This is a genomic window from Microcoleus sp. Pol7_B2, assembly GCF_036701035.1.
In the GTDB taxonomy this organism is placed as follows: Bacteria; Cyanobacteriota; Cyanobacteriia; order Cyanobacteriales; family Microcoleaceae; genus Microcoleus.
Window position 1 is genome coordinate 32,152 of record NZ_JAUBQB010000030.1, and the last position, 25,377, is coordinate 57,528.

The 25,377-nt window shown below is 45.0% G+C and carries 23 protein-coding genes; 6 read left to right on the forward strand and 17 right to left on the reverse strand.

Annotated elements, in window-relative coordinates:
- Positions 1–55 precede the first annotated feature (55 nt).
- From QUA57_RS13745 to QUA57_RS13785, 9 genes are all read right to left on the reverse strand, one after another.
- On the reverse strand, positions 56–823 hold the full coding sequence (locus QUA57_RS13745; protein ID WP_333061512.1) for an ATP-binding cassette domain-containing protein: 768 nt from the start codon (positions 821–823) through the stop codon (positions 56–58).
- 158 nt (positions 824–981) lie between these two features.
- Complete coding sequence (gene glyQ, locus QUA57_RS13750) at positions 982–1,860, reverse strand: glycine--tRNA ligase subunit alpha (RefSeq protein WP_333061511.1); 879 nt, start codon at positions 1,858–1,860, stop codon at positions 982–984.
- Positions 1,861–1,987: 127 nt separating this feature from the next.
- On the reverse strand, positions 1,988–2,275 hold the full coding sequence (locus tag QUA57_RS13755) for an NfeD family protein (protein ID WP_333061510.1): 288 nt from the start codon (positions 2,273–2,275) through the stop codon (positions 1,988–1,990).
- Between the two features lie 112 nt (positions 2,276–2,387).
- Positions 2,388–2,675 (reverse strand): NfeD family protein, encoded by a 288-nt coding sequence (locus QUA57_RS13760; protein ID WP_333035279.1) that lies wholly within the window; start codon positions 2,673–2,675, stop codon positions 2,388–2,390.
- 48 nt (positions 2,676–2,723) lie between these two features.
- The gene (locus QUA57_RS13765; RefSeq protein ID WP_333061508.1) at positions 2,724–2,912 is read right to left on the reverse strand and encodes a hypothetical protein; all 189 of its coding nucleotides are present in this window, start codon (positions 2,910–2,912) and stop codon (positions 2,724–2,726) included.
- Positions 2,913–3,608: 696 nt separating this feature from the next.
- Complete coding sequence (locus tag QUA57_RS13770; protein ID WP_333061506.1) at positions 3,609–4,079, reverse strand: GNAT family N-acetyltransferase; 471 nt, start codon at positions 4,077–4,079, stop codon at positions 3,609–3,611.
- A gap of 68 nt (positions 4,080–4,147) precedes the next feature.
- The gene (locus tag QUA57_RS13775; protein WP_333061505.1) at positions 4,148–4,789 is read right to left on the reverse strand and encodes a type I restriction endonuclease; all 642 of its coding nucleotides are present in this window, start codon (positions 4,787–4,789) and stop codon (positions 4,148–4,150) included.
- Between the two features lie 43 nt (positions 4,790–4,832).
- The gene (locus tag QUA57_RS13780; protein ID WP_333061503.1) at positions 4,833–5,882 is read right to left on the reverse strand and encodes a DUF1611 domain-containing protein; all 1,050 of its coding nucleotides are present in this window, start codon (positions 5,880–5,882) and stop codon (positions 4,833–4,835) included.
- Positions 5,883–6,040: 158 nt separating this feature from the next.
- Complete coding sequence (locus tag QUA57_RS13785) at positions 6,041–7,120, reverse strand: dipeptide epimerase (RefSeq protein ID WP_333061501.1); 1,080 nt, start codon at positions 7,118–7,120, stop codon at positions 6,041–6,043.
- Between the two features lie 121 nt (positions 7,121–7,241).
- On the opposite strand from QUA57_RS13785, the gene QUA57_RS13790 reads away from it, so the two are divergent.
- Positions 7,242–7,955, forward strand: a complete 714-nt coding sequence (locus QUA57_RS13790) for a hypothetical protein (protein WP_333061500.1) — start codon at positions 7,242–7,244, stop codon at positions 7,953–7,955.
- 48 nt (positions 7,956–8,003) lie between these two features.
- Positions 8,004–8,450, forward strand: a complete 447-nt coding sequence (locus tag QUA57_RS13795; protein WP_333061499.1) for an NADAR family protein — start codon at positions 8,004–8,006, stop codon at positions 8,448–8,450.
- Positions 8,451–8,905: 455 nt separating this feature from the next.
- Here the strand turns inward: QUA57_RS13795 and QUA57_RS13800 are convergent, their stop codons facing one another.
- Together QUA57_RS13800 and QUA57_RS13805 are read right to left on the reverse strand one after the other, a co-directional pair.
- Positions 8,906–9,610 (reverse strand): hypothetical protein, encoded by a 705-nt coding sequence (locus tag QUA57_RS13800; RefSeq protein ID WP_333061498.1) that lies wholly within the window; start codon positions 9,608–9,610, stop codon positions 8,906–8,908.
- A gap of 190 nt (positions 9,611–9,800) precedes the next feature.
- Positions 9,801–10,070 (reverse strand): hypothetical protein, encoded by a 270-nt coding sequence (locus QUA57_RS13805; protein ID WP_333061497.1) that lies wholly within the window; start codon positions 10,068–10,070, stop codon positions 9,801–9,803.
- Between the two features lie 384 nt (positions 10,071–10,454).
- Between QUA57_RS13805 and QUA57_RS13810 the strand changes: the two genes are divergently transcribed.
- The 3 genes from QUA57_RS13810 (at position 10,455) to QUA57_RS13820 (ending at position 15,832) form a co-directional block, all read left to right on the forward strand.
- Positions 10,455–13,406: a tetratricopeptide repeat protein gene (locus tag QUA57_RS13810; RefSeq protein WP_333061495.1), complete on the forward strand. Its 2,952-nt coding sequence runs from the start codon at positions 10,455–10,457 to the stop codon at positions 13,404–13,406.
- A 167-nt stretch (positions 13,407–13,573) separates the two neighbouring features.
- Positions 13,574–14,290 (forward strand): Uma2 family endonuclease, encoded by a 717-nt coding sequence (locus QUA57_RS13815; RefSeq protein WP_333061492.1) that lies wholly within the window; start codon positions 13,574–13,576, stop codon positions 14,288–14,290.
- A gap of 192 nt (positions 14,291–14,482) precedes the next feature.
- Complete coding sequence (locus QUA57_RS13820; RefSeq protein WP_333061548.1) at positions 14,483–15,832, forward strand: 16S rRNA (cytosine(967)-C(5))-methyltransferase; 1,350 nt, start codon at positions 14,483–14,485, stop codon at positions 15,830–15,832.
- Between the two features lie 23 nt (positions 15,833–15,855).
- Here QUA57_RS13820 and QUA57_RS13825 read toward each other — a convergent pair whose 3' ends face one another.
- From QUA57_RS13825 to QUA57_RS13850, 6 genes are all read right to left on the reverse strand, one after another.
- Positions 15,856–18,435: a penicillin-binding protein 1A gene (locus QUA57_RS13825; RefSeq protein ID WP_333061491.1), complete on the reverse strand. Its 2,580-nt coding sequence runs from the start codon at positions 18,433–18,435 to the stop codon at positions 15,856–15,858.
- A 239-nt stretch (positions 18,436–18,674) separates the two neighbouring features.
- Entirely contained in the window at positions 18,675–19,685 is a 1,011-nt protein-coding gene (gene chlG / locus QUA57_RS13830) for a chlorophyll synthase ChlG (protein WP_333061490.1), read from the reverse strand.
- A 627-nt stretch (positions 19,686–20,312) separates the two neighbouring features.
- On the reverse strand, positions 20,313–21,017 hold the full coding sequence (locus QUA57_RS13835) for a helix-hairpin-helix domain-containing protein (RefSeq protein WP_333061488.1): 705 nt from the start codon (positions 21,015–21,017) through the stop codon (positions 20,313–20,315).
- Between the two features lie 138 nt (positions 21,018–21,155).
- Positions 21,156–21,506 carry an NINE protein gene (locus QUA57_RS13840; RefSeq protein WP_333061487.1) on the reverse strand — a complete coding sequence of 117 codons (351 nt, stop codon included), beginning with the start codon at positions 21,504–21,506 and terminating at the stop codon, positions 21,156–21,158.
- Positions 21,507–21,596: 90 nt separating this feature from the next.
- On the reverse strand, positions 21,597–21,809 hold the full coding sequence (locus QUA57_RS13845) for a hypothetical protein (protein ID WP_333061486.1): 213 nt from the start codon (positions 21,807–21,809) through the stop codon (positions 21,597–21,599).
- Positions 21,810–22,161: 352 nt separating this feature from the next.
- Positions 22,162–23,754, reverse strand: a complete 1,593-nt coding sequence (locus QUA57_RS13850) for a CPBP family glutamic-type intramembrane protease (protein WP_333061484.1) — start codon at positions 23,752–23,754, stop codon at positions 22,162–22,164.
- Positions 23,755–23,969: 215 nt separating this feature from the next.
- On the opposite strand from QUA57_RS13850, the gene QUA57_RS13855 reads away from it, so the two are divergent.
- Complete coding sequence (locus tag QUA57_RS13855; protein WP_333061481.1) at positions 23,970–25,331, forward strand: histidine phosphatase family protein; 1,362 nt, start codon at positions 23,970–23,972, stop codon at positions 25,329–25,331.
- The last annotated feature ends 46 nt before the right edge of the window (positions 25,332–25,377 follow it).

Genomic DNA, 25,377 nt, shown 5'->3' on the forward strand with positions numbered 1-25,377 from the left:
AAGGTTGTGGGATTTCCACCGCGTATCTAGTCGCAGAAAATGTTTTTTAGTTTGTTCACCATTCTTGTTGGGCTTCTGCTTCTGCTTGGATTAAATTTTGCCGCAGTTGCACCCAATTTATTTGATTAGAGGGCAAATCTTCGATGAGCTTTCCGCGCTGTAAATGCAGAATTCGCGTGCTAAATTGCTCGGCTAATTCTAATTGATGGTTTACCATTACAATTGTGGTTTGGCCGTTTGTTAGCTGTGTCAATACTTGCAAAAGGTGGGCGGCTTTTCCTGCGTCTAGGGCGGATGTTGGCTCGTCTAAAAGCAAGATTTTTGGTTGCAGGATGATGCCGCGGGCGATCGCCACGAGCTGTTTTTGACCTGTGGAAAGCTGCAATTCAGTGCGGTTGAGCCATTCTTGGGGTATGTGCAGTTGTTCGATCGCCCCGCTAATTCTCTCAGCAATGTTTGATGAAGTCACGCCCCGCAGCTTTAAAGGATAAGCCAATGCTTCTCGCACGGACATTCCCAAAAGCTTGGATTCTTGCAGGATGAGGGTGATTTGTTTGCGGAGTTCGATCGCAGGTATTTGCCGATATTCTGTATTTTCCAGATAAATCGAGCCGCTGGTGGGAGTGCTGAGCCGATTTAGCAACCGCAACAGCGTTGTTTTGCCGGCACCTGAAGGGCCAACAATTGCCACGCGAGAGCCCTTGTGTACCTGAAACGATATATTTTCCAACAAATGACTTGAGGCGATCGGTGTTTTCAAGCTTACACCGTCAAGTCGCAGTTGAGGATTTGTTTCAGTATTATTTTCCGAATAATTAGGCATTTAATTAATTAAAAATATGGCCTTCGTGGAACGGGCATCTTGCCCGTTCTTGAGGCAGGCAAGATGCCCACTCCCCAATCCAACTCACTCTTTGTGGAACGGGCATCTTGCCCGTTCTTAAGGCAGGCAAGATGCCCGCCCCACAATCCAACTCAAACTCAAACTTTTACAGTTTTTTCTAAAGGAAAACCCAGCTTTTCGCGCTGTTCTAAATAAAGCTGAGCAACTCGCCGCGCCAAGTTGCGAATTTTTGTGATGTAGCGCGTTCTTTCCGTTACCGAAATCACACCTCTAGCGTCGAGCAAATTGAAAGTGTGAGAACATTTTAGCACATAATCAAGACTAGGCAAAACCAATCCTTTTTTGGTCAATTGTTCGGCTTCTTGCTCGTACAGCCCAAATAGAGTAAACAGCAATTCTGGATTGGAAGCTTCAAAGTTATAAGTACACTGTTCTATTTCTCCTTGCAGGTGAACGTCGCCGTAAGTTATGCCATCTTTCCACTGAATTTTCGTCATCGCATCGACTTCTTGGAGATACATTGCGAGGCGTTCTAGTCCGTAGGTAATTTCAATGGATACGGGGCGACAGTCAATGCTACCGCACTGTTGAAAGTAGGTAAATTGGGTAATTTCCATGCCATCGAGCCAGACTTCCCAGCCGACGCCCCAAGCTCCGAGGGTAGGCGATTCCCAGTTGTCTTCTACGAAACGAATGTCGTGGTCTTCTGGGCTAATTCCTAATGCTCTGAGGGAGTCTAAATAGATGTCTTGGATGTTGGGAGGAGAGGGTTTAATTAAAACTTGATATTGATAGTAATGTTGGAAACGGTTGGGATTTTCGCCGTAGCGTCCGTCGGTGGGGCGGCGACAGGGTTCGATGTAGGCGACTGACCAAGGTTCGGGGCCAATTGCTCTGAGAAAGGTGTGGGGATTCATGGTTCCTGCACCTTTTTCTGTGTCGTAGGATTGGGCGATCAGGCATCCTCGATCGCTCCAGAATTTGTTTAACGTGGCAACGACTGATTGAAAGTTCACTGGTTTAAATATGGCTAGTATGTGTCTCAACTTATTTAAGCATACTAAAGGCAGGGTCTATTGAAATAAACCCTGCCGAAATCAGATATGGGTGTGAAAAGTTAGGCCGTTTGGATCGAGTTATGATTTAGTCTGCGGGAGCGAGGGAAACTAACAGAGTGATGTTGTCAACGCCGATGACATAAACGGTGTCTCCCGGTGTGAGGGTGATTTGGCGATCGCAACGTGCGGGCCACCAGCTACCTTGGAAGCGGACGCGACCTGTTTGATTCGGGTAAATCGATTCATCGACGACTGCTTCTTCGTTGAAATAGTTAAAATTGGTGTTGATGTAGTTATCCATTAAGAGATTCTTTTCTGTGCTGTAGGTGTGAGTAGAAAAAATTGAACCGAAAGCTTTTATTACGTTGAACATTTTCCTGACTCCTTTTGTGTTAAAATATATTGATTTTTACTCGCCTATTTATGCCCTTTGAAAAGTAGCATTTCCTGGTTGAGATGTATTACCAGGTTGTTCATGCTCTGATTTAGTCTGCGGGAGCGAGGGAAACTAACAGAGTGATGTTGTCAACGCCGATGACATAAACGGTGTCTCCCGGTGTGAGGGTGATTTGGCGATCGCAACGTGCGGGCCACCAGCTACCTTGGAAGCGGACGCGACCTGTTTGATTCGGGTAAATCGATTCATCGACGACTGCTTCTTCGTTGAAATAGTTAAAATTGGTGTTGACGTAATTTTTGATGAGCATATTGTTAGCGCCGCTGTATCCTTGGGTAGAGAAAATCGAGCCGAAAGCTTTTACTACGTTGAACATGATATTTACTCCTGTGGTGTTAAAATATGTGGATGTGTAATTGTCTGTTTATGCTATTTGAGAGGCTGCATTTCCTCGGTTAAGATTGATTGATGGCCTTGATATTTCATTGTTCTTGCCTTCCGTTGTTTTATCAGGATAAAAGGCAAAGAATTTTTCAAAGGTTGAGGGGATTTGAGAAGCGGTTGCGGGGAGTATAAATCCAGTAATTCCGAGGTATTGAATTAAGGATTTCATTGTTGAGCAGTTGGTGGGATTTACCTCAAGGGTAGATGTGGTTAGCTACATTAGAGATTGTCTGATTCCGCATTACTGCTGCTGTGAATATCTGTGATTTTTGGGTTTAACTTTTGGGTTGAATTTTTTGATTGGGTTGTGACTCACTTGCTTTACATTTACTAATTTGCCAGGAGTTGAATATCTTTGGTGCGATCGCCAGTCCACTTTCCGAGTCTGGTACTGGCACAGGACACTTTCAAACCTGCAAACATCGATTTTGCAAAGGTTTCTGCCTACCTATCAGGCTGGTAGCTGTGCCAATTTAGCCAAGTGGACTACCGCAAACAGTGAATTATGAACTTACGCCGTCTCGATCGCCCAATCCGGAATATCCATACATATCTAGTCCGTGACTTACGCACCAAACCCCTAAAAACCCGGTTTCTGACACTCTGTGCGCCATTAGGGGCCCGTAAGCGGATCTATGATATAAGCAAGTAAACTTCGCCTCTCACCCGCCCTCCCCATGCGATGTTGATTTGTACCTACCTATTTAGGCATAGAAAATAGGCGATCGAGATTGACGCAGATATCAGGAGGCGGTAGGAGTATTTGATCGATGCAGGTCGATCGCACCCTGTTATCCAATTATTGAACAGGTCGAACTTAAAATCCATTCATAAATTCAGAATCTTAAATTCATAAAAGTCATAATTATAGACAACCTGCTTGATACTGCATAATTGTTACAGGAATTCTGAATAAAGTTTTAGCTAATTGAGACAAACCGAACTTGAATTTAAGCGACTGCGGCAATTCTTGTACGGAAACTTCTACGAAGCCAAAGCGAGTATAAAATGATGCGAGCCGCTTTCCCAAACATTCTAAATATAGCGGTTCTGTAGCTTGTTGTATTAAATATTTTGTGAGGTAGCTTCCCAAACCTCGATCGCGCCAATCTTTCGCCACCACCAAACTGCCCAATTCTTGCGCGCCCGCAAATTTCCGCAACTGTCCGCAAGCAGCCAAATTCCCAGCGCATTCGATGACCCAGAATTGCTCCCAGCGTAACTGAGTTGGATCGAGTTTGGCGCTCCACACTAACATTTTAATTGATTGGATGTCTTGAGCTGAAGCTGGGCGGATGGCGCATTCAGACGGCAACGAAAAAAAACTTTCATTCATTATGATTCCATAAAATGAGCTTTAGTAAATTTATTCTTATTTTCCGAGTCTAGTTCCAAAGGGTGTATTTAAGTATAACGGCTGTCACTGGAAATTATAGCAGCTAGCCGCTTCAAAATCCGAAAAACTTCGTAAAGTTCATTTCCGGGATTTGCAATATCGAAAAGTTTAGAGACGGCATACTGCGGTGTGTCTCGTTTGGTCATTTTGATAAATCGAAAGCTGCTACCATTCGTCAGAAGCCCAAATGTTACTGGTTCGGGGCTGGGGTCATTCAGCATATAAAATAGTAACTGAGGAAGCCCAGCTTCAACGGAATATTGAGAGCGTTTGGCTTCGATCGCAACTACCCAAAAAGATTTAAGCAATAGCAGGACATCGATGCTACCCTTGACAATTGTATCTTCATCTTCAATAGTCAGTTCTACTGATTTTTCTGCCTCTATGTGAAAGGGAGTCAAGTAGAAATCTGCTAAAAATAGCAAGGGAGCGAGTACCACCATTTTTACGGTATCTTCCAGCATCGCGTACTTGACACTGTTGATATAACCTGCTTTTACGTTGTCGAGCGCTCGCTTTTTGTCATCGCTAATTTCCGGTAAATCGTCAATCCACTCCCGGAAGAATTGCTCGTCTTCACAAAGTTGAAAATTAAATTTTGTTTCGACATCTAGCAGAGTCAGTGTTTTTGCTTGAATGCTTTGTGTCATAGTTTTATGTAGTTATTTATTAGTTGTAATTAATTGTAACATATCAACTGTCGATCGCCTCCAACAACACCTCCGCGCCAAACCTTACCGCATCGGTACAAGGCAATCCCGTTTCTGCTTGAACTTCAGCTATTGCTAACAGCGCATCTGCCTCATTTAAGTGATGAGTGTTGAGGGCGATCGCGCTCACTTTTCCCCCTGAAAAAGCACCCGCAGCAGCGGCTACCATTTCGTACAATTCAACCACTTTTGATAACCTGGGAATCGATACGTGCGGGTGATTGCGAATGCTAGTTTGTCTGGCTCTGTGAGCTAAAATTAAGTGAGTTGCCTGCGAACCCCGCAACAGTGGTAGAGTCGCCGTCGAACCCGGATGCAATAACGAACCTTGCCCTTCTACGTGCAGAATATCGCATTCAGAACCCAATTTAATCACCATTTGTTCGACAGCACCAGCCGCGAAATCAACTCGCACTGCATCCAAAGGAATGCCTTCATTTCCGATCATTAAACCCGTTTGTCCGGTTGCCAAAAATTTGGAACGCAAACCCCGTTGCAAGCAAGTGCGGTTGAGTTCCAGACTGGTTGACATTTTGCCAACGCTCATATCGGTGCCGACAGTTAACACCCGGCGACAACTTAATTTAGCAGCAGCAGCAGAGGCGATCGCACCGACAGATTTCGGTTCCTGACGCACGTCCCAAATCCATTGATTTTCGGTTAAGGGAACTGTTATCAAAGGTGCCAGTTTCGCGTGCAAACCGTTGACAACTGACAAACCTGCTGCTACCGCTTGATTAATTTCTGGCAGCCATTCCGCAGGCAAAATACCGCCGGAAGGAGCGATACCAATTAGCAGAATATCCGGCGCCAATTGCAGTGCTTCTGCAACGGAAGCAACTATCGGTACTTGTTGAGGAATACCCGTTAATTCAGGTAAAGATTGTCCTGCACATTGGCGGTCTATTACTGCTACAATTTGTGCTTCGCTGTAGCGCAAAAATGCTAAGCCTGTTTTGCCGGAAGGGCCAATAATTCCCTCATGCAGTAAGATAGCAACTTTGCCATTTTTGATGGGATAGTTTTTAGTCATTGGTTCACTGTAAGTAGATGAAGCTTGAAAATACATCAGGCCTGGACGCAGTGAGTGAAACTTTAGCTTTCGCGAACCGAAGGAAAGCAATCACAAAGTTTATGATAGCTTGATATTCTGTTACATGGTAAAGTTTATTTGCGCCGACCTACTTACTTCTATTCTCCAATCTCAACTCGCCGCACTCCCAATCCCGATCGCCCGTTTGGGAGCAAACACCCATTTTCGACGATCGCACCGGTGAAAGGATCGTCTAATAAATTTAAGTGACTGTCCAAATCCAAATAGTCAGCTAGCGGTGAAAGTTGTGCTGCTGCTGTATTTGCGATCGCGCTATCTGAATAGCAGCCGAACATTACTTGCAAATTGCAGGCTTTTGCGGTGTGAATCATCCGCATTGCTTCAGTCACTCCGCCTGACTTCATCATTTTGATATTGATGCCGTGGACGCAGTGCGCTAACTTGGGTATATCGGAACTATTAAAGCAACTTTCATCAGCAAAAATCGGCAGGCGCGATTGACGGTACAGTTCTGAGAATTCATCCATATCGGCGACGGGTGAAAGCGGCTGTTCTACATAATTTATATTGTATTTTTCCAGCCAGCGACACATTTCGATCGCGCTGGTCAAACTCCAACCGCCGTTAGCATCTACACTGATTTTAAGGTTAGCTGGTGCTTCGTCTAGCACTGCTATTAACATAGCTTTGTCGGCTTCGATTCCTGCGGGATTTCCTAATTTAACCTTAACGGCGCGGTATTTGATGGTTGCTGGAGCTGTCGCATCTTTCCCAAACCAATCGCGCACTCTTTCTCTTGCACCAGAGGGCGAATTAATGCCGATTGTGACGGAGGTGGGGACAATGCGCGATCGATCTAATCCCCACATTTTCCACAGGGGCAAGCCTGCTTTTTTGCCCAGCCAGTCGTGCATTGCCATGTCTATGCCGGCCCGGGCGGCTGAGGGTAAGTTTACCTCTGTTAATACTTGTTCGATTTTTTGGCGATCGAACGGAGTAAACTTTTCTAGCAGCGGTGCAACTTCCTGCAATGCGGCTAGCAGAAGTTCGGTAGTTTGGGGCCGAGAACCTGTGGAAAAGGGCGAAGCTTCTCCCCAGCCTTCGATTCCTTCATGTGCTAATTTTACCCATAAATTGGTACTTTGGGCTGTTGTACCGCGGCTGATGGTAAGCGCAAACCGCTTGCGGACAGTGAAAGTTTCAATTTGAACGTGCATTGTCAGTGATTGGTTATTTTTTGTAGATAAAAATCCGAGGTGGCGGATTGCGCCGCTATTGCCATTTTTTACTTTTTACTTTATAGTTTGATTTTCCTTGTTCTAGTTTATCAAAAACTTGATGAAATTCCTGATTTCTGTTTCGCCGAAGAGAGTTGCTTTCTCTCTCAGCATTTGGGTGCTCTTCTTTGCTGTTGCTGGTTGCATCGTACAAGTTCTCCGCTACGGTTTTAACTATCAACAACGCTGGATTAGTTTGTTTAACTTAGACAGAGAAATAAATTATCCTTCGTGGTACTCGTCATTTACTTTGCTCTTTTGCGCGATTTTGCTAGGTATTATTGCTAGTGCTAAGAAGAAGCAGGGCGATCGCTATTTTGGACACTGGAAAGCGCTGGGGTTCATCTTTGTATTTTTTTCGTTAGATGAAATTTTGAGTCTGCACGAAATATTAATTATTAACGACTTGCGAAAGGCACTGGATTTAGGGGGACTTTTTTACTTCATTTGGGTAATTCCGGGGGCGATTTTTGTTGTGGTTACTGGGCTGGCTTATCTCAAGTTTCTCCGGCACCTACCCGGGAAAACAAGGGATTTATTTTTACTGGCCGGCAGTATATATGTCGGTGGAGCACTTGGCATGGAAATGGTTTGTGGCTATTATGCAGATGCGGTAGGTCAGCGAAATTTGATCTACGGTTTGATGGCTTCTGTTGAGGAAATTTTGGAAATGGTAGGGGTGATCGTATTTATCTATGCCCTGCTGTCTTACATCGGTTCCCATCTTGAAACTATTGATTTGCGGTTGAAGATAGTGGATAATCCAGAGAGGTAAAACTGAGGATCGACCAACATTCTTAAGGAAATTGAAATCGCCGACTTTATGCCTATCTATTTCTACACTACTGGCAGCGAATACGGCTGTTTTTCTAATTTTTCCAGTCATGGATTCGAGTTAGACGGAGAATATTGGGCAACTACCGAACATTATTTTCAAGCGCAAAAGTTTCCCAAAACGGCTCATTGCGACCAAATTCGCCAAGCAAAAACGCCGAAAGATGCCGCAAAAATGGGACGCGATCGCTCTCGTCCCCTCCGCAAAGATTGGGAACAGGTCAAAGATGATATCATGCGAAAAGCCGTACTCCGCAAATTTGAAACTCATCCCGAAATTAGAGAAATTTTACTAGCTACTGGCGATGAGGAAATAGTCGAAAATTCCCCTATTGATTACTATTGGGGTTGCGGTAAAGATGGCAGCGGCAAAAATATGTTAGGCCAGATTTTAATGGAAGTAAGGGAAATATTGCGAAAACGCACGTTCGAGTAAAACCTAATTTAAATTTCCCATCATAAAGCAGGACTTGTTTAATAGTAAGTCCTGCCAGGCTCCTAAGCGAGCATTTTCTCAATTTTCTTAAACACGTTGACTCAAAAATCCCCCTGACAAACTGTCGAATTTTGTGCCAATCTCCTCAGGCTGTTCTGGTAGAGGGTTTAGCCTCTCCGAGAAGACTGCAAAGCAGGGGAAACGGTAAAAACCCTGCACCACATTTTGATTTCAACCACTACTGTCAACCCAAATTAACTTTTATCGTCGCAAGTACAGCATTTGTTGGCCAGTCGCCTCCCGGACACCGTTCTCCTTAGGTTGGCGATTCACAGGTCAAACAGCAAAACTCCTGTTCTGGTTAAAGTTTGTTTTTTTATTGATGCTGTATCTTTCTATTGTGGACGATTTATGGAAAGTGTTAGCTATTGTACAGAATTCTTTACATTTGTGATTTATTTGGATAAAATCGCGCCATTCTGTCGCAGTTGCTGTTGAATTTTGTTAAATTCTTTCTGTTCTGCGCTTAGCAAAGTATTGTCGATCGGCGATCGCATATCCCACTGCAATTCGGACAATAACAACAAACAGCCAGCCATAATTATTCCTGTGGTTAGATATTGCCAAGGTGCAACAAAACTTAATAGAGGGATGCTAAATAAATGAGTTAGCCCGATCAGGAGAAAAGTGCGCGATCGCAAACCGAGTCCCGTCAACAAATAGCCGATCGCACTCAACCCCAACCACAAATCACAAAGATGCAGCAACAAACTTCCCCAACCGGCAAAAATACTGCAATCCGTCACAACCAAACCAGTTATCATCAAAATCGCCCAAGAGTAAAGAATCCAGCTAACACGCTCGACTCTTACCCAAAACAAAGTCAAAACAGCCATTACCGCAGTACCAATTAGAGTCAAACTTGACCACAGAATCGCCTGAAAGCTCCAACTGATGGGGAAAAACTGAGCCGTAAAAAAAATCCCCCCTGTCACCAAACCCCAAAGCAGAAAAGTTTGGTCGATGCGGGTATAAAGTCCTGAGAAAAGAGTAATATTTCCGATTTGCCAGCGGAGTTGCAACAGGCCTTCGCGGTCTTGTACGTCGAGATGTTCCTGTTTGCAGCGGATTAGGGGTTCGGAGGCGTTGAAAAAGGTCATCCAGTGTTGGGGAAAGTATGAAGTTTTGTGTATTGTAACAAGTCTTAAGGAATATTTTTGAGATTTTTTCTTGGTCCCAGGCTCTGCCTGGGGACGCAGATTTGGAGGCTCTGCTTGCTGTTTTCCTCAGCAACCGAAGAGGCAGAAGGCTGCGTTAAGCTTTGGACTAACGCAGCCTTGAGGTTTGAGTTCAAGCAAGTCTCCAATTCTTATCTTTTGGAGAATAAATGAAGGCAACATTCACAATAATTGAGCCATCTTTTTTGCCTAGAGAGTAAATTTGCCACGTACCTGTGGGAACCTGTCGCAGATACGGTTTATTTTTCCTTAGCTGGTCGTAGATTGAGCTTTTTGAGCATTTGGTATATTGGGCGGCACGTTCAACACTGCAGCCCATTTCCACCAAAACTGCGATCGGCTGGGTGAACAGATTGAGCTGTTCGCTGTTATAATTAGTCATGACAATTCCTCGGTCTATATAGACCATAAACAACATCAGAGTGCTACTGGTTGCAGCCAGTGGCTCCCGAAAACTCATAAGCGATCGAAAGCGTCTCTAGTTACAGCTAGGGGCGCTTGTTTGCTTGTTAAGGGCAGTCTAACACTGCTTTGAGAAATATGCAAGAACATACGGTAAAACCACCGTATGAATTTAAAACCTATGGTAAGTTAGACTTACAAGCTGTAAAAGCCTTGTCTAACAACCTTTTTCTCGTTCCCAGGCTATGCCTGGGGACGCAGAGCCGGAGACTCTGCCTCCCGTGAGTCTTCAGACAAGCGAGGCGGAGCCTCTGGATATCGGTTCCCCGGCAGAGCGGGGAACCAGTTAAACCCAATAGATATTATGAAAAATACATTTATCTCTCGATTTACTCCTAGCTTGATGTCACCAGAAACCCTGGAAGCTATCTTAGTACAGCGTCACGCATTAGCCGAACGTTTAGTAGACCTAATTCGGGTTAGCGCCCTAACAGATAACAAGCATTTTAAACTACTAATTGGGCCGCGTGGCATTGGCAAAACGCACTTGGTTTCCCTGATTTATCATCGCGTAGCTAAGATGGAAGATTTGCAAGATAAATTGCTAATTGCGTGGCTGCAGGAAGAAGAATGGGGGATTGCGTCTTTTTTGGATTTATTGCGGGGAATATTCCGGGCAATTGCTAAAGAATATCCGGCAGCATATGAAGCTGAGTTACATGATGATGTTGAAAAGCTTTATGATTTGTCGCCAGAGCAAGCTGAATTTAAGGCGGCAGAATTGCTGAGAGACTTTGTTGGCAAGCGGGCGCTGTTGTTGATTGTCGAAAATTTAGAGGACGTGTTTAGCGGCTTGGGGGATTTCGGGCAGAAGCAGTTGAGGGCGTATATTCAAAATAATTCTTTTTTGACAATTTTGGCAACATCACAAAGCTTGTTTGATGGAGTCAAGCTCTCTAATAATCCTTTTTATGAGTTTTTTGATTTACATGAATTAGATGAGTTTAAGCTCGATGATGCTGTAGCTTTATTAAATCATATTGCCAAGTTTGAAGGGAATAGTGATTTAGCATCTTTTATTCAAAGTCCAACAGGGCGCGATCGCATTAAAGTTGTGCATTACCTTTCTGGTGGCAGTCCTCGCGTCTATATTGTTTTTTCGGCTTTTCTGATGACTCCTGAATCGCTCGATAAATTGGTAGAACCGTTTATGGAAATGCTGGATAGCCTCACGCCATACTATCAGGATCGGATGAAATATCTATCAAATCAGCAGCGAAAGATTGTTGACTTTTTGTGCGATCGAGGTGGTGCAGCACCAGTCAAACAAATTGCTAAACGCTGTTTTATCGAGCAGCGAACTGTATCTAGCCAACTTAAAGATTTGCGAGATAAGGGTTATGTCAAGACTGAGGAAATTGGACGGGAATCGTGGTATGAATTGCGGGAACCCTTGATGCGTTTTTGTCTGGAGGTAAAAAAGCAGCGCAATCAACCGATTCGATTAATTGTGGATTTTATTCGGGTTTGGTATACGCGGCAAGAGTTGCAGCAGCGATTGGGATTGAGGATGACGGATGTTGATTTGGCGGAGAAAGAAAGTCATTTTATGTATCGGCAAGGTTTGAAACCGATTCCACCTGATGCTGTGATGGAACGAGAATATTATACGCGGGCGCTTGAGGCTATTGAGAGAAATGAGGAAGACCCGCGTCTGAAGGCTTATTTTGATGAAATTGAAAATTGTTTTGAACAGAAAGACTATGTTTCGGCTTTAGAATATGCGGAAAAATTGGTAGCAAGTCGCGGCGAGGCAAGGGATTGGGGAGAAAAGGGACGCTGTTTAAATAGCCTGGAACGCTACGATGAAGCATTAGAATGTTTAGATAAGGCTATTGAAAGTGACTCCAATTATGCGAGGGCTTGGGCGAATCGAGGCGATGTACTCGAAAGTCTTAAACGCTATGAAGAAGCCTTAGAATCCTTTGATCGGGCGATCAAACTTGACGAGGATGATCCGTGGCATTGGGCTAAGCGAGGTTATCTACTCAACAACCTCAAACACTATGAAGAAGCCTTAGAATCCTTTGATCGGGCGATCGAACTTGACGAGGATGATCCGTGGGATTGGGCTAGCAGAGGCGATGTACTCGACAACCTCAAACGCTATGAAGAAGCTTTAGAATCTTACGATAGGGCGATCGAACTAGATGCCAATTATCAGTGGGCTTGGCGTATGCGAGGTGATGTACTCAACAACCTCGAACGCTATGAAGAAGCCTTAGTATCTTACGATTGGGCGCTCGAACTTGACGAGAATGATCCGTGGGCTTGGACTAATCGAGGCGATGTACTCAACAACCTCGAACGCTATGAAGAAGCCTTAGTATCTTACGATCGGGCGATCGAACTTGATGCCAATTATCAGTTGGTTTGGTTTCTTCGAGGTCTTTTACTCAACGACCTCGAACGCTATGAAGAAGCCTTAGTATCTTACGATCGGGCGATCAAACTTGATGCCAATAATAAGTTTGCTTGGAGGTGGCGAAGCTATTTACTCAACAACCTCAAACGCTATGAAGAAGCCTTAGTATCTTACGATCGGACGATCGAACTGGATCCCAATGATAAGTGGGATTGGGTTCAGCGAGGTCATGTACTCGACGACCTCAAACGCTATGAAGAAGCCTTAGTATCTTACGATCGGGCGATCGAACTTGACAGCAATTATGAGTGGGCTTGGTTTAGCCGAGGCTGGACGCTGGATAATCTCGGCCGCTATGAAGAAGCTTTAATATCTTGCGACAAAGTGATCGAACTGGGTTCTCAACATTCATCTGTCTTTTTCAACCGTGCCATTGCCATTCTCGGATTGAATCGCTGGGATGAAGGCATCGCCGCCTTAGACGACGCATTCCACCGCCTAGAACCAGGCGATGAAGCTGAGGCAGATGATGCCAAGTTAATTATCAAAAACCTATTCGCGATCGCCCACGCTCGAACGATAACTCAAACTCGTATCACCAGCCTAATTGCAGTTTACGAAAAACACGAATATCTCTCAGTCTTAGGACAGGGAATTGTGCGAAACATCCCCGCGCTAATGTCAGAAATGGTAAGCGACAAAGCCGCACGCACTTGGTTAGAATTGTGGCAAGAACTAACCAGCAAGTACGATGAATTCAAAATTCCCATCCGCCTGCTGAATGCGGCAGTCCGCTATAAGGAAACAAAGGGCGACAGACGAGTTTTGCTAGAACTCCCCATAGAAGAACGCAATTTATTAGAACCATTGGTGTCAACAAAACCCGAATAAGTAAAACAGGACTTACGCACTCCCACAAAGAAACCGGGTTTTTTACCTAATCTTCGAGTACGAACGAAGTATTTTCGTAAAAAAACCCGGTTTCTGGGCCCCATGCGTAAGTCCTATAAAATAGATATAAAATAGAAATTGATGCTGCTAGCAAAGGACTCATCCCCATGACCGCAACAATTCCAACTAAAACCTCAGCAGGAATCATCTACCCAGACAGCGACGGCAAACCCATGTCAGACAATACCAAACAGTTTGAACTAATTGTCACCATTCAAGGCGGAATAGATGCCTTATACAAAGACAACGAAAATGTCTTTGTAGCCGGTGATTTGCTGTGGTATCCCGTCGAAGGCGATAACAAAACTCGCCAAGCGCCTGATACGATGGTAGTGTTTGGCAGACCGAAAGGTTACAGAGGTTCCTACCAACAGTGGCTTGAAGATAATATCGCCCCGCAAGTTGTGTTTGAAATCCTCTCGCCTGGAAATCGAATCGGAGCACTGTTTAAGCTGTTTAATTTCTACCAGGATTATGGAGTCGAAGAATATTATGTCTACAGTCCAGAGGATAATGAATTAATTGGTTGGCTGCGTTCTGATGGAAAACTCAACTATATTGAATTAATGGATGGTTGGGTGAGTCCGCGTTTGCAGATCCGTTTTCAAACTGCATCGGGAGACTTGGAAATTTATCGGCCTGATGGACAGAAGTTTTTGTCTTATGTGGAGTTGTCAAGACAACAGGAATCAGCACAGCGACAAATGGAACTAACACAGCAACAAATGGAACAAGAACGGCAAGATAAAGAGTTAGCACAGCAAAAAGCCGATCGCCTATCCGAGAAATTGCGAGAAATGGGCATCAATCCCGACGAAATTTGAACAAAAAAGACCGGGCGGTTAAAACCGGGTTATTTTCTTCCGTCCGCAGAGGCGGATATCGTTTGTATAGGCGCGATTTCAATCGCCGTCTTATCTTTGTTTGTATAGATGCGATTTCAATCGCCGTGATTTCTATTTTTTATTTTTAATCCTCAAACAACCTATAATAACTTGACCTATCAGCAAGCCGCCATGCAAAATCCCCGCCAAATAGCCTTTCTCGCACTCCGGGAAGTCCACCGCCGCGGTGCATTCGCAGATGCCGCACTCGATCGCGCTTTCGGCAATTCTCAACTCAACGACCTCGATCGGCGTTTAGTCACAGAATTAGTTTACGGTAGCGTCAGGAGAATGCGATCGATCGACTTCATCATCGACAAACTAGCAACAAAGAAATCCTCCCAACAACCGCCCGAACTCCGTACCCTCCTACATTTAGGGTTATATCAACTCGAATATCTCAACCAGATTCCCCCCTCCGCCGCCGTCAACACCACCGTTCAACTAGCAAAAGAAAACGGCTTTTCTGGACTCAGCAGTTTTGTCAACGGTTTGTTGCGCCAATACATCCGTTTAACAGATAACGGCTTAAACCCATTAACAGTTACTAATTATAAATCAACCGTTGAACGCCTAGGAATTTTGCACAGCTTCCCCGAATGGCTGGTAAAATTGTGGATCGAACAAATAGGCGAAACCGAAACCGAACAACTCTGTGAATGGTTCAACCAATCTCCCACAATTGACCTGAGAATCAATCCTTTAAAAAGCTCGATCGCCCAAATCGAAGCTGCCTTCCAAGCCCAAAACATTTCAATTAGCAGAATCCCCAACTTGCCACAAGCATTAAGACTAAATGGCAGCATCGGCGCAATCCAAAACCTCCCCGGATACAGCGAAGGTTGGTGGACAATCCAAGACAGCAGCGCTCAATTAGTCACCCATTTACTAGGGCCGCAGCCCGGGGAAACTATCATCGATGCCTGCGCCGCACCGGGGGGGAAAACCACCCACAGCGCCGAATTAATGCAGGATGAAGGCACTATTTATGCCTGCGACAAAACCGCCAGCAGACTCAAAAAACTTAAAGAAAATGCAGACAGACTCCAGATGAAATCGATTAAAATTCATACCGGAGACAGCCGCCATTTCCCAGAGTTTGTTAACCTCGCAGACAGAGTTTTACTAGACGCACCTTGTTCTGGCCTCGGAACCCTCCACCGCCGCGCCGACGCCCGCTGGCATCACACACCCGAAAACATTCAACAACAATCTCAACTGCAATCGGAATTGCTAGCAAAGGCAGCGACATTTGTCAAGCCCGGCGGCGTATTAGTTTACGCAACTTGCACAATTCATCCCTTGGAAAATGAAACAGTTATTCGATCGTTCTTAGACAGCAATCCTCACTGGCAAATAGAACCGCCAACAATTGATTTACCCGTACAGCCATCACCCGAAGGATGGGTGAAAGTTTGGCCGCACAGACATCACATGGACGGCTTTTTTATGCTGAGGCTAAAGCACTTGAAAAAGCAGTAAAGTCCTTACTCCAAACCGATAGTTTAATATCCCGGTTCTTGATAAGCAGGTTCTTCATAAGCAGGCTCTTGATAAGCCGGCTCTTGATAAGCAGGTTCTTCATAAGCAGGCTCTTGATAAGCCGGCTCTTGCGGTGGGTAATACTTCGGTTCAGGATTAGGATTGTAAGGTACGATCGCACCATCCTCATTCACAATCATCCCCCGAATAATCCTCTTAGGCTCCACCGGTTTCGCCTTAATACTGCCTTTGCGGCCCTCTAACTCCGGCAACTTCGGAAACTTCTCTATCGGCATTCCCTTAACAACTTGACTCATAAAATCGCGCCAATTATAGGCCGCCGTACCGCTAGTTCCCCAGGTGGGATAATTGTCATCATTCCCCAGCCAAACGCCAGTCACCACCTGCGGAATGTAACCAATAAACCACAAATCCCGCACGTTTTCCGAAGTACCAGTTTTGCCTGCTACAGCGCGATCGTTTAAAGCAGCAGGTGCCCCCGTACCCTCTTGCACAACGCCCTCCAACATCCAAGTCGTAATCGCAGCACTATCCTTATCCAAAACCCGTTTCGGTTTAAATTTAGCCTGATAAATCACATCTCCCCGCTGATTAATCACCCGCTTAATTCCGTGGGCTTCAATAAAATTCCCTTGGGCGGCTAAAGTACCGTAAGCATTAGTTAACTCCAGCAAATTCACCTCTGAAGAACCCAAAGCCAGGGAATAAATCGGACTCAATTTAGACTTAATCCCCATATCGTTGGCTAATTTTATCGCCGGTTCAAACCCCACATCCATCAACACCTTCACAGCTACGACATTCACCGAGCTCGTCAAAGCATCAGAGATCGATCGCCAACCGCTAAATTTTTTGCCATAATTATTCGGTTGATAGCCGTCGATAATAATTGGTTCGTCTTCGTAACTGTCATAGGGAGAAAAACCAGCCGCCATCGCTGCTGCATAAACCAAGCCTTTAAACGTCGATCCGGGCTGTCGCAAAGCCTGCGTAGCACGGTTAAATTGACTTTCCTTAAAATTTCCACCTCCTACCAGCGCCTTAACTTCCCCGGTCTTAGTGTCCATAGAAACTAAAGCGGCTTGTTCAAAACCCTGACGGCGGCCATCAACTTCGATCGCATCTTTAACCACCTTTTCCGCTATTTTCTGCCACTTCAAATCCACCGTCGTCTCGACAGTCAAACCGCCCGCTTCCAAAGCATCCTGAGAAACATAGCGCGGCAATTCCTTCCGAATGTAACTAGCAAAATAAGGCGCCACTACATTAAATCGCTTCGGCGGACTTGGTTTAACCGCTATAGGTTCCGCCATTGCCTCCTTCGCCTGAACCTCTGTAATTACCTTCGCTTCCTGCATTTCTTGTAGCACAAGATTGCGGCGTTTCTTAGCCATATCCGGATTAACTAAAGGCGAATATTCGCTCGGTGCCGGCGGCAAACCCGCCAAAGTTGCCATCTCTGCCAAAGTTAATTTATCGACTGTTTTGCTAAAGAAAACCAAAGCTGCATCTGCCACTCCGTAGGCATCCGAACCCAAATAAACCAGATTTAAATATCTTTCTAAAACTTGGTCTTTACTCAACTCCCGCTCTATTTTCTGAGCTAAAAGAGCTTCCCGAACTTTCCGCCTAATACTTCTTTCCTGATTAAGAAAAACCACCCGAGCCAATTGTTGCGTAATTGTACTGCCGCCCTGCACTAAATCTCTCGCTACCAAATTAGAAACAATCGATCGCACAATACCTTGATAATCCACCCCGCGATGTTTGTAAAAACGGCGGTCTTCTATGGCAATAAAAGCTTGAACCAACTGTTCAGGAATTTCTTTAAGTTTCAGTTTATCTCTAGTTGCAGGCCCCGACTGCAACAAAATCGTATTATCTGCCGCCTTAATTGTCAGCGTTCCGTCGCGGTTAAACGCTGACAAATCGTTAACATCCGGCAAACCTTTGTTTAAGGTATACAAAATCCATAAACCGTAGATTAAAGCGCCCCCGCCTATACTGGCAACACCTAAACTTATCCAAAATCTAGGCGGGCGGGAGATCCGTTTTTTAGTATTTTCCTGCGGTGCGCTATTTTCCTGTAGTGCCGTATTTCTCGGGAGTTCGGTGTTCTGCGATTCGCTATTTTCAGGCAATTCGCTACTATCCGATTTTTGGGGTGATTTAGTTCCCAGCAAACTTGATCCCGGCCGCAACAATTCTTTTCCCTTGGTTTGCAAGCTGGTAACTTGAGGTTCAATTTCCAACCAAGCAATTAAGCGCTTCAACCCTTCCCACTCGCGCTTGACTATTGGATATCTATCGTATTCTGGTTCTAAATATTCTGATTCTAAATATTCTGATTCTAATTCCGACTCTTCTAGAGGTGCAGCCTCTTCTGATACCACATACTCCGATCTTTCCGCCGTTGTCCCTCTATAAAATTCCGCCTCCGATTTCGGCGAGTTGAGCTTATTGCCCTTCGCAGGCTTCGGCGGTTCTCGATCGGAATTACCGCTTATTGCGTTAGTGACTTTGCTCAATGTATCTTTGATATTTGAGAAAAATTCTGCCACGTTCAGACCTTCAAACCTCATCAAGTCCGATTAAAAATTAAAAATTTAAAAAGCTAGCATTCTTAAATTCTTAATTTTTAATTCGACATTTTTTATTGAATAACACGCTGCCTTGAATTAGATTTTTTGAATTAAAAACTTTTTAATTCAAAACTCCAAATTCAAAACTTTTCTTAACGCTGCAGAGCTTGGTATTTTTTTGAGAAGTGAATTATATTTTTTGTCTTCAAAATTTTTTAACTCAAACCTCAAAACTCTGCTTAACTCGCATGACCCAGTGCCAAGGCTGCTACCAGCATACCCAAAACCAGGAAAGGCTGAGCACTTGCCTGATATTTAACATCATTTTCCAGGGGATTACGCAAAAAGTACATATCCTGAAAAGTAATTTGGGGAATTATCAGCAGTAGCAGAATGACAGCGTAAAGGTTTTGGTGGATGCTGATCAGGTAGCCTGCAATCCCAGCTTGAAATATGTCGATCATCAACACGCAAATCCAAGCTGCGGTGCTAATGCCAAACATCACTGGCAAAGATTTTAACCCTAATTGCCGATCGCCTTCCACACTTTTGAAATCATTGACGATCGCAATCCCCAGCCCTGCCAAACTATAAAACAGGGTCAAGATCATAATGGTGGGATCTAGTGTACCAAACAAAGCTTGACCAGCCCACCAAGGCAGGGCAATGTAGCTAGCACCCAGGGCATAATTTCCCAACCAGCCATTCTGCTTGAGTTTCAGCGGGGGCGCAGAGTAGATATAAGCTAGAAACGCGCCGCCGAGAGTCAAAACCGTCATTATTGGGAATTCATGACCCGCCCACAAGTCTAGAGCATAAGCCACCCCAATGCCAGCCGCTAATAATACCAAAATTTGCGTTACTACTTGGGGAATCGAGATAATACCGGAGGGAATCGGACGGTAGGGCTCGTTGATGGCGTCGATGTCGCGATCGTAAAAATCGTTCAAAGTTTGAGTGTACCCGGTCAGCAACGGCCCTGACATCAACATACAAGCTGCTGCGATCAAGAAATTCTCTAGGTTCCAAACATAGTTTCCAGAAGACGCCGCCCCGCACACCACGCCCCAAATTAGGGGAATCCAGGTAATCGGTTTCATCAATTGCAAGCGAATCTTCCAGATGGAAGTTTCCCCGGTAGCGGCCCCTTTCATGCCCAACAGTTGCCTAGTTTTGGCACTGCGGTTTTCGGTAGCAGCACTTTCCGGTGCTGCTTCTGGGGAGATTTGGGATGGAGGAGAGTCAGACATAATTTGATGTTAGCGGTACTGCTACTATTGTGTCGTTTTGCATTTCAATAATAATTCAGATAGCTTACCACTGATATTTAAGGCAGATTCTTGAAAACTTACCCTGGTTTGGAGTTGATGCTAGGGAAAAGTACGAGTTTCACAATATATTCAAATATCATTATTTTTCGTAAATGTCAAGAGGATAAATACTTTTTTTATAATTTCGCTGAGCCCGCCTGCTGGGGGAGATTTTTGCCAGCAGGTGCATTTAATGTCAATTACCAGGAGGCGATCAAGTTTTTTGCCATACTACCCTTGAATCATCTCATCTGGCAGAAAATCAATCCATTTTAGATTTTATATTTTAGATTTTAGAAATGTTACCGCTTCTTTGATCCAGTTTAAATTGCCATTTAAGCAAGTGCAGGAGAATTACCACCAGATTACTCTCTCAACTCCGGCTTTCACTTGGCCCCATGTCTTCTATTTCTGCAATCAGATTTTCCCAGTTAATGTTTTAAAAGTCGCGAACCCGCAACTTTTCCACAGTGGTTTCCCTCCATCTCAGGTAATATGTATCATACAAGTTTTGTCGGTCAACTTCTAATTTTGTTGGCATAAGCGGTTGGTGCTAACAACGGCAAATTAACAAATATGGCGATAGGAATCAAAAGGCAGTCCCGTCCGTCGCTTGACTTCGACAACTGATTTGTAAGCGCCTTTTCTCTGCCTTTCTCTAACTATTTTTTCCGCAACATATCGATCTAAACCGCTGGCGATTAACTCTTCCGGCGAAAGAATATTTAACCGTTTCCAAGTAAACTGCGATTCTTTTTGATAATTGTAGCTGAAGCAAATCATCGGGGCGATTCGTCTGACGTGACTTTCGGGAACTCCGGCTATTTGTGATAACTCTTCGGCGTAGGTAAAAATGTAGCCTTCGTTTTGCAAAGATTCAATATCGTTGGCGTAGACGATCGGCAAACCCAAGATTCTGACCATATCGTCTTTGGTACACTCGTTAATATCTATTTTGCCGCGCACGTTTGCCAGTTCTTCGGCATTCGTCGCACTCGCCGGAACCAGTAAACCTCTGGGTGCGGTTTTGATCAGATAGCGCTTTTTCAAACTAAAAGCAGTGACAATTTGAGCAATCCACACGATTGTACCCAAATTAGTTGAAGAAGATACCGCTAGTGCTGCTAAAGTAATGCCAACACCCCATCCCATCCAACTACGAATATTTGACTTTTGGCCTGCATAGGCGATCGCCAATCCGCCGAAATAGGGAATAAAAGCATACCACACCCAGTTTGGAGTTTGACGCAGCCAGTATAAATCTTGAGACACTTTAATTTTATCCTTAAATAGTTGTGTTCTCACACTTTCTTATGTCACTCCCACTTTCTTAATAGTGGGCTTTCTTCTTCCTTCTTCCTGACATCCGTTACATCCGTTACAAAATCCGTTGCCGAACTTCCTTCTTAATTACAATTCTCGCAGCAATTTTTGGCGTTTTTCTTCATATTCTTCGGCGGTAATTGCGCCCATATCGTAAAGTTTTTTCAATTCGCCGATCGCCCCAGTAACATCTTTTGCCGATCTGAGGACATACCCAGATGGCAACGTTGCGCCATTGTACTGTACCTGAAAAGCTTGTTCCGACATCAGCAGCAGCCCGAGAAAATCGAAAAATCCGAGTACGAACGGAATGAATGTCCAAGAAAATAGAAAGTATAATACCCCTGCTAAGTTATTGCCCAAATAAAATTTGTGAATTCCGAAAGGGCCTACCAATAAAGCTAACAAAACTGCTACGCTTTTATCTTTTTTTACCATTTTTCCTTTCCCCATTTTTTTTAACTTCCGCGATCGACCTTTAACTCTCGACCTTTAAAGAGCGAGCTAAGTAATCTTACTAATTTTTACTCATTTATTTGGGTTTTTGCGAAACTTAGACATCGCAAAATACAGCAGAACTATACCGACTTGAGCCTGTAGAATCACCAAGTAGCCTCTCAAGAAATAATTGAGTTCGCTGCCTGAATTAAGAGAAAATATTAAAACGCCCAAGGCTGCGTAGGGTGCGAAACGCATCCAACTCGGCGTTCCCTCTAACTTGCGGCTGTTCAAATTGCTCATTGGTTTAAGCCTCATCCTAAATTAAAATTTAGCTATAAATTAGCCGGATTGTCAACTTCCGTTTGGTGCGATCGCCCGGGTGAGTCTTTCAATCATCAGCCGACAAGATATTACTTCCATGTTAAACCCTGTTTTTCCGCTCAAGTAAGGAACCGGGGCCCGTCGAGCTGGAGCTGTGGCTGATATTACAGGTTAGGGTGAAGCCGCCCCTAATGAAATTCCGGTTATTTTACCGGACTACATATCAGGGGCGCACCGAGCACCCTACTGCTGTTTTTGGCAAGAGTCGATCGCCCGCACGAAAACTGTCAAAAAAACTCGGTTAATTCACAATTATTAACAACCGTCCGAATTAACTTGCGCCGCCGCCCAAAAGAAACAGACTCAGGAGAGTACCGCTGTTCCAAAGACTGTGGAGAAGCATAGGAGCAAGGAGATTGCGAGATCGCGTGTACACAAACCCCAAAACCGCACCCAAAGTCGCCAAAGGCAGAATCTCCGAGACACTCAAGTGAGCCACAGCAAACAAGAAAGCAGAAGCTGCGATCGCCCCCCAAACAGGCAAATAGCGAGTCAGAGAAGGCAGCAGAAAGCCCCGAAACACGATTTCCTCAAAAACCGGAGCCGCGAGCGCAGCAGTGCCGAAAAACACCACCAAAGCCACGTTGTCCCTACCTTCGAGAACGATCGGCAAAATAGGATTACTGCCACCTTGTCCCTGCCACAATTGCTGATTGATCAGCGACACCAAAACTACCAAAGGCAAAGCAACAAAATAGCCGCCAAAACCCCACAAAAACCAACTTCCCCGCCAATTAATCCGAAACCAACCTTCCGGCAAAGGCAAAAAAGATTTGACCGAAAAATACAGTACCGAAAGCCCCCCACTCGACAGCAACAAATAAGTAGCAAAGATATAAAAAGCCTTGTCGCGCGGGTTAAAAGTAGCTGGATTGAGTTTTAAAACAGCCAGAGAAACTGGCAGTAACAAATAGGGAATCAAGATTTGGCCGACAAAGAAAAAGCCGACCACAAGTACCTGCCAAACAATCTCGCCGTCCCAAGGCACATCCCAAGTCAAGCTCGCATTTCGCGCCAAAACCGGGCCGGAACCTGCTGTATCTAACTGCTTCCGCTGCAACAACCACTGCACGGTCAAACCAACCAGCAAAACCGTGCCAATACAAAGTGCGATCGCCGGAACGCCAACTATAATTGCCAACTTTTCTACAGCTTGCTCTGCCGTTACTTGCTCTGCTGCTTGCAGCGCCGCCAGCTCTTTAGAACGTTCTTGCAACTTGTAAAGTTGAGCGAGAGCGCGATAGCGAAACCAGCCATCCAAAGACTTTTGAATGCGCGGCTCGGCATCCGGCAGCAGTTGAGCCGGATTGCTCCAAATTCCCGTTAAAACTTGAGCAGTTACCACCGAAGAATCGTCATCACTTTTAGTTTTGTAGCGCTCAACTAAATTTTTCCAAGTTTGGAGAGCTGCCTCAGTTTTGCCACTGCTTGCCTGCAAAATTCCCAATCGCAAGTCAAGTTCGTTTAGCAGCGCTGACTGTTGCTTAATCGACTCGGACGCCGCCTTATTTTGAGCTAAATTCAGAGTATTATCAGCCGACTTGGAGGCGATAGCAGACTGAATTACTTTAACTTGTGATTGAGTTGTTTCGAGAGTTTTGCGAGTCGAGTCTCGCGCTTCTTGATATTGCGTCAAAGCCGTATTTAAAGGATCTGCACCGACAATATTGTTGCGCGCCGAACTTAAATTAGCACTCTGATTATTTTCTCCTTGCCACTCCGAGGCGTGCAGCAGCAAATTTGTCTGGTAGAGTTCCAGCCGGCTTTGAATTTGTGGCTGATTCCAACTAGCAAGTAAAGATAAACCGACCAGGGCGATCGCGATCGCCGTTAAAATACCTAAAATAACCCGCTTCAGTGTCATTCCTCGTTTTCCGTCCCGCGCGAATCCGTGGCTAAGTCTTTTCCGTCTCTAATCATAGGCGTTTGCAGCCGAGAGTATCCCGACAACTGGTAAAATTTCACTGGCTCATCTTTTTGACTCGCCTCGCACCCGAAGACTGGGTAAGGCGTGCACCGCGCACCCGAAGTGCGGTAACAGGCTAAATCTAAAATCTAAAATCTAAAATCTAAAATCGAATGACTCGCATTATCTTAGTCCGTCACGGCAAAAGCACTTACAATCAAGAACGCCGCATCCAAGGCCGCCTCGATAAATCAATTTTGACAGAAGCAGGCCGCAGCGCCGCCCTGCAAGTAGGCGACACACTCAGCAGTATCGCCTTTGATGCCGCCTATACCAGTCCTCTACAACGAGCCAAAGAAACAGCGGAAATCATCCTGTCGCGCTTGACAAATCCGCCACAACTCCAACCAACTGATAATTTGATGGAAATCGATTTGCCTCTGTGGGAAGGAATGCTGCGCCAAGATGCGATCGACAAATTCCCCGAAGCATATCAGCAGTGGCAAAGACAGCCAGACAAATTTTCCATGAAACTGCCATCTGTGGATGGCGAAATCGAACACTTCCCCGTATTGGCAATTTTTGCTAACGCCCGTCATTTTTGGCAAGAACTTTTATCGCGCCACCGGGACGGCACAATTCTAGTAGTAGGTCATAACGGAATCAACCGCGCTCTCATAGCTACAGCATCAGAAATTAACCCGAATTACTACCAATCTATTCAGCAGTCAAATTGCGGCATTAGCGTCCTTAATTTTGGATATTCCCCTGTTACCACCGACGAGCCAGGAGAGCCAAAAAAGAAAGTTCCGGTTCAATTAGAATCCCTGAATTTAACTTCCCATACCGGGGAAATTTTTCCCAAACCGAGAGACGGACACCAAGGCCCGCGCTTGTTGCTGGTGCGTCACGGCGAAACCGACTGGAATAAAGCAGGTAAATTTCAAGGGCAGATTGACGTGCCTCTCAACGATAACGGCCGCGAACAATCCCGGCGGGCGGCAGAATTTCTCAAGGATGTAAAATTAGATTTTGCTATTAGCAGTTCGATGCTGCGCCCGAAAGAAACTGCGGAAATTATTCTCAAATATCACGGCGGTTTGCAACTGGAACTGCGCGATGAGTTGAGAGAAATCAGCCACGGACTTTGGGAAGGAAAATTTGAATCGGAAATCGAACAATCCTATCCGGGTTTGCTACAGGAATGGAAAACATCTCCTGAAACAGTCCAAATGCCCGAAGGAGAGAATTTGCAGCAAGTTTGGCAGAGAGCGATCGCATCTTGGCGAGAAATCGTACAATCTGTTTCTGGTACTGGGATTGTCGTTGCTCACGATGCCATTAACAAAGCGATTCTCTGCCATCTATTCGGTTTGGAACCCGAACATTTCTGGAAATTCAAACAAGGAAACGGAGCCGTTAGCGTGATTGATTATCCCCACGGCCCCGATGGTTTGCCGGTATTGCAGGCAATGAATGTCACAACTCATTTGAGCGGCGGCGTTTTTGACAAAACAGCAGCCGGAGCACTGTAATCGGTAAAGTGCTGGGGGCGAACTCGTAGCGGAAGGAACGCCCACC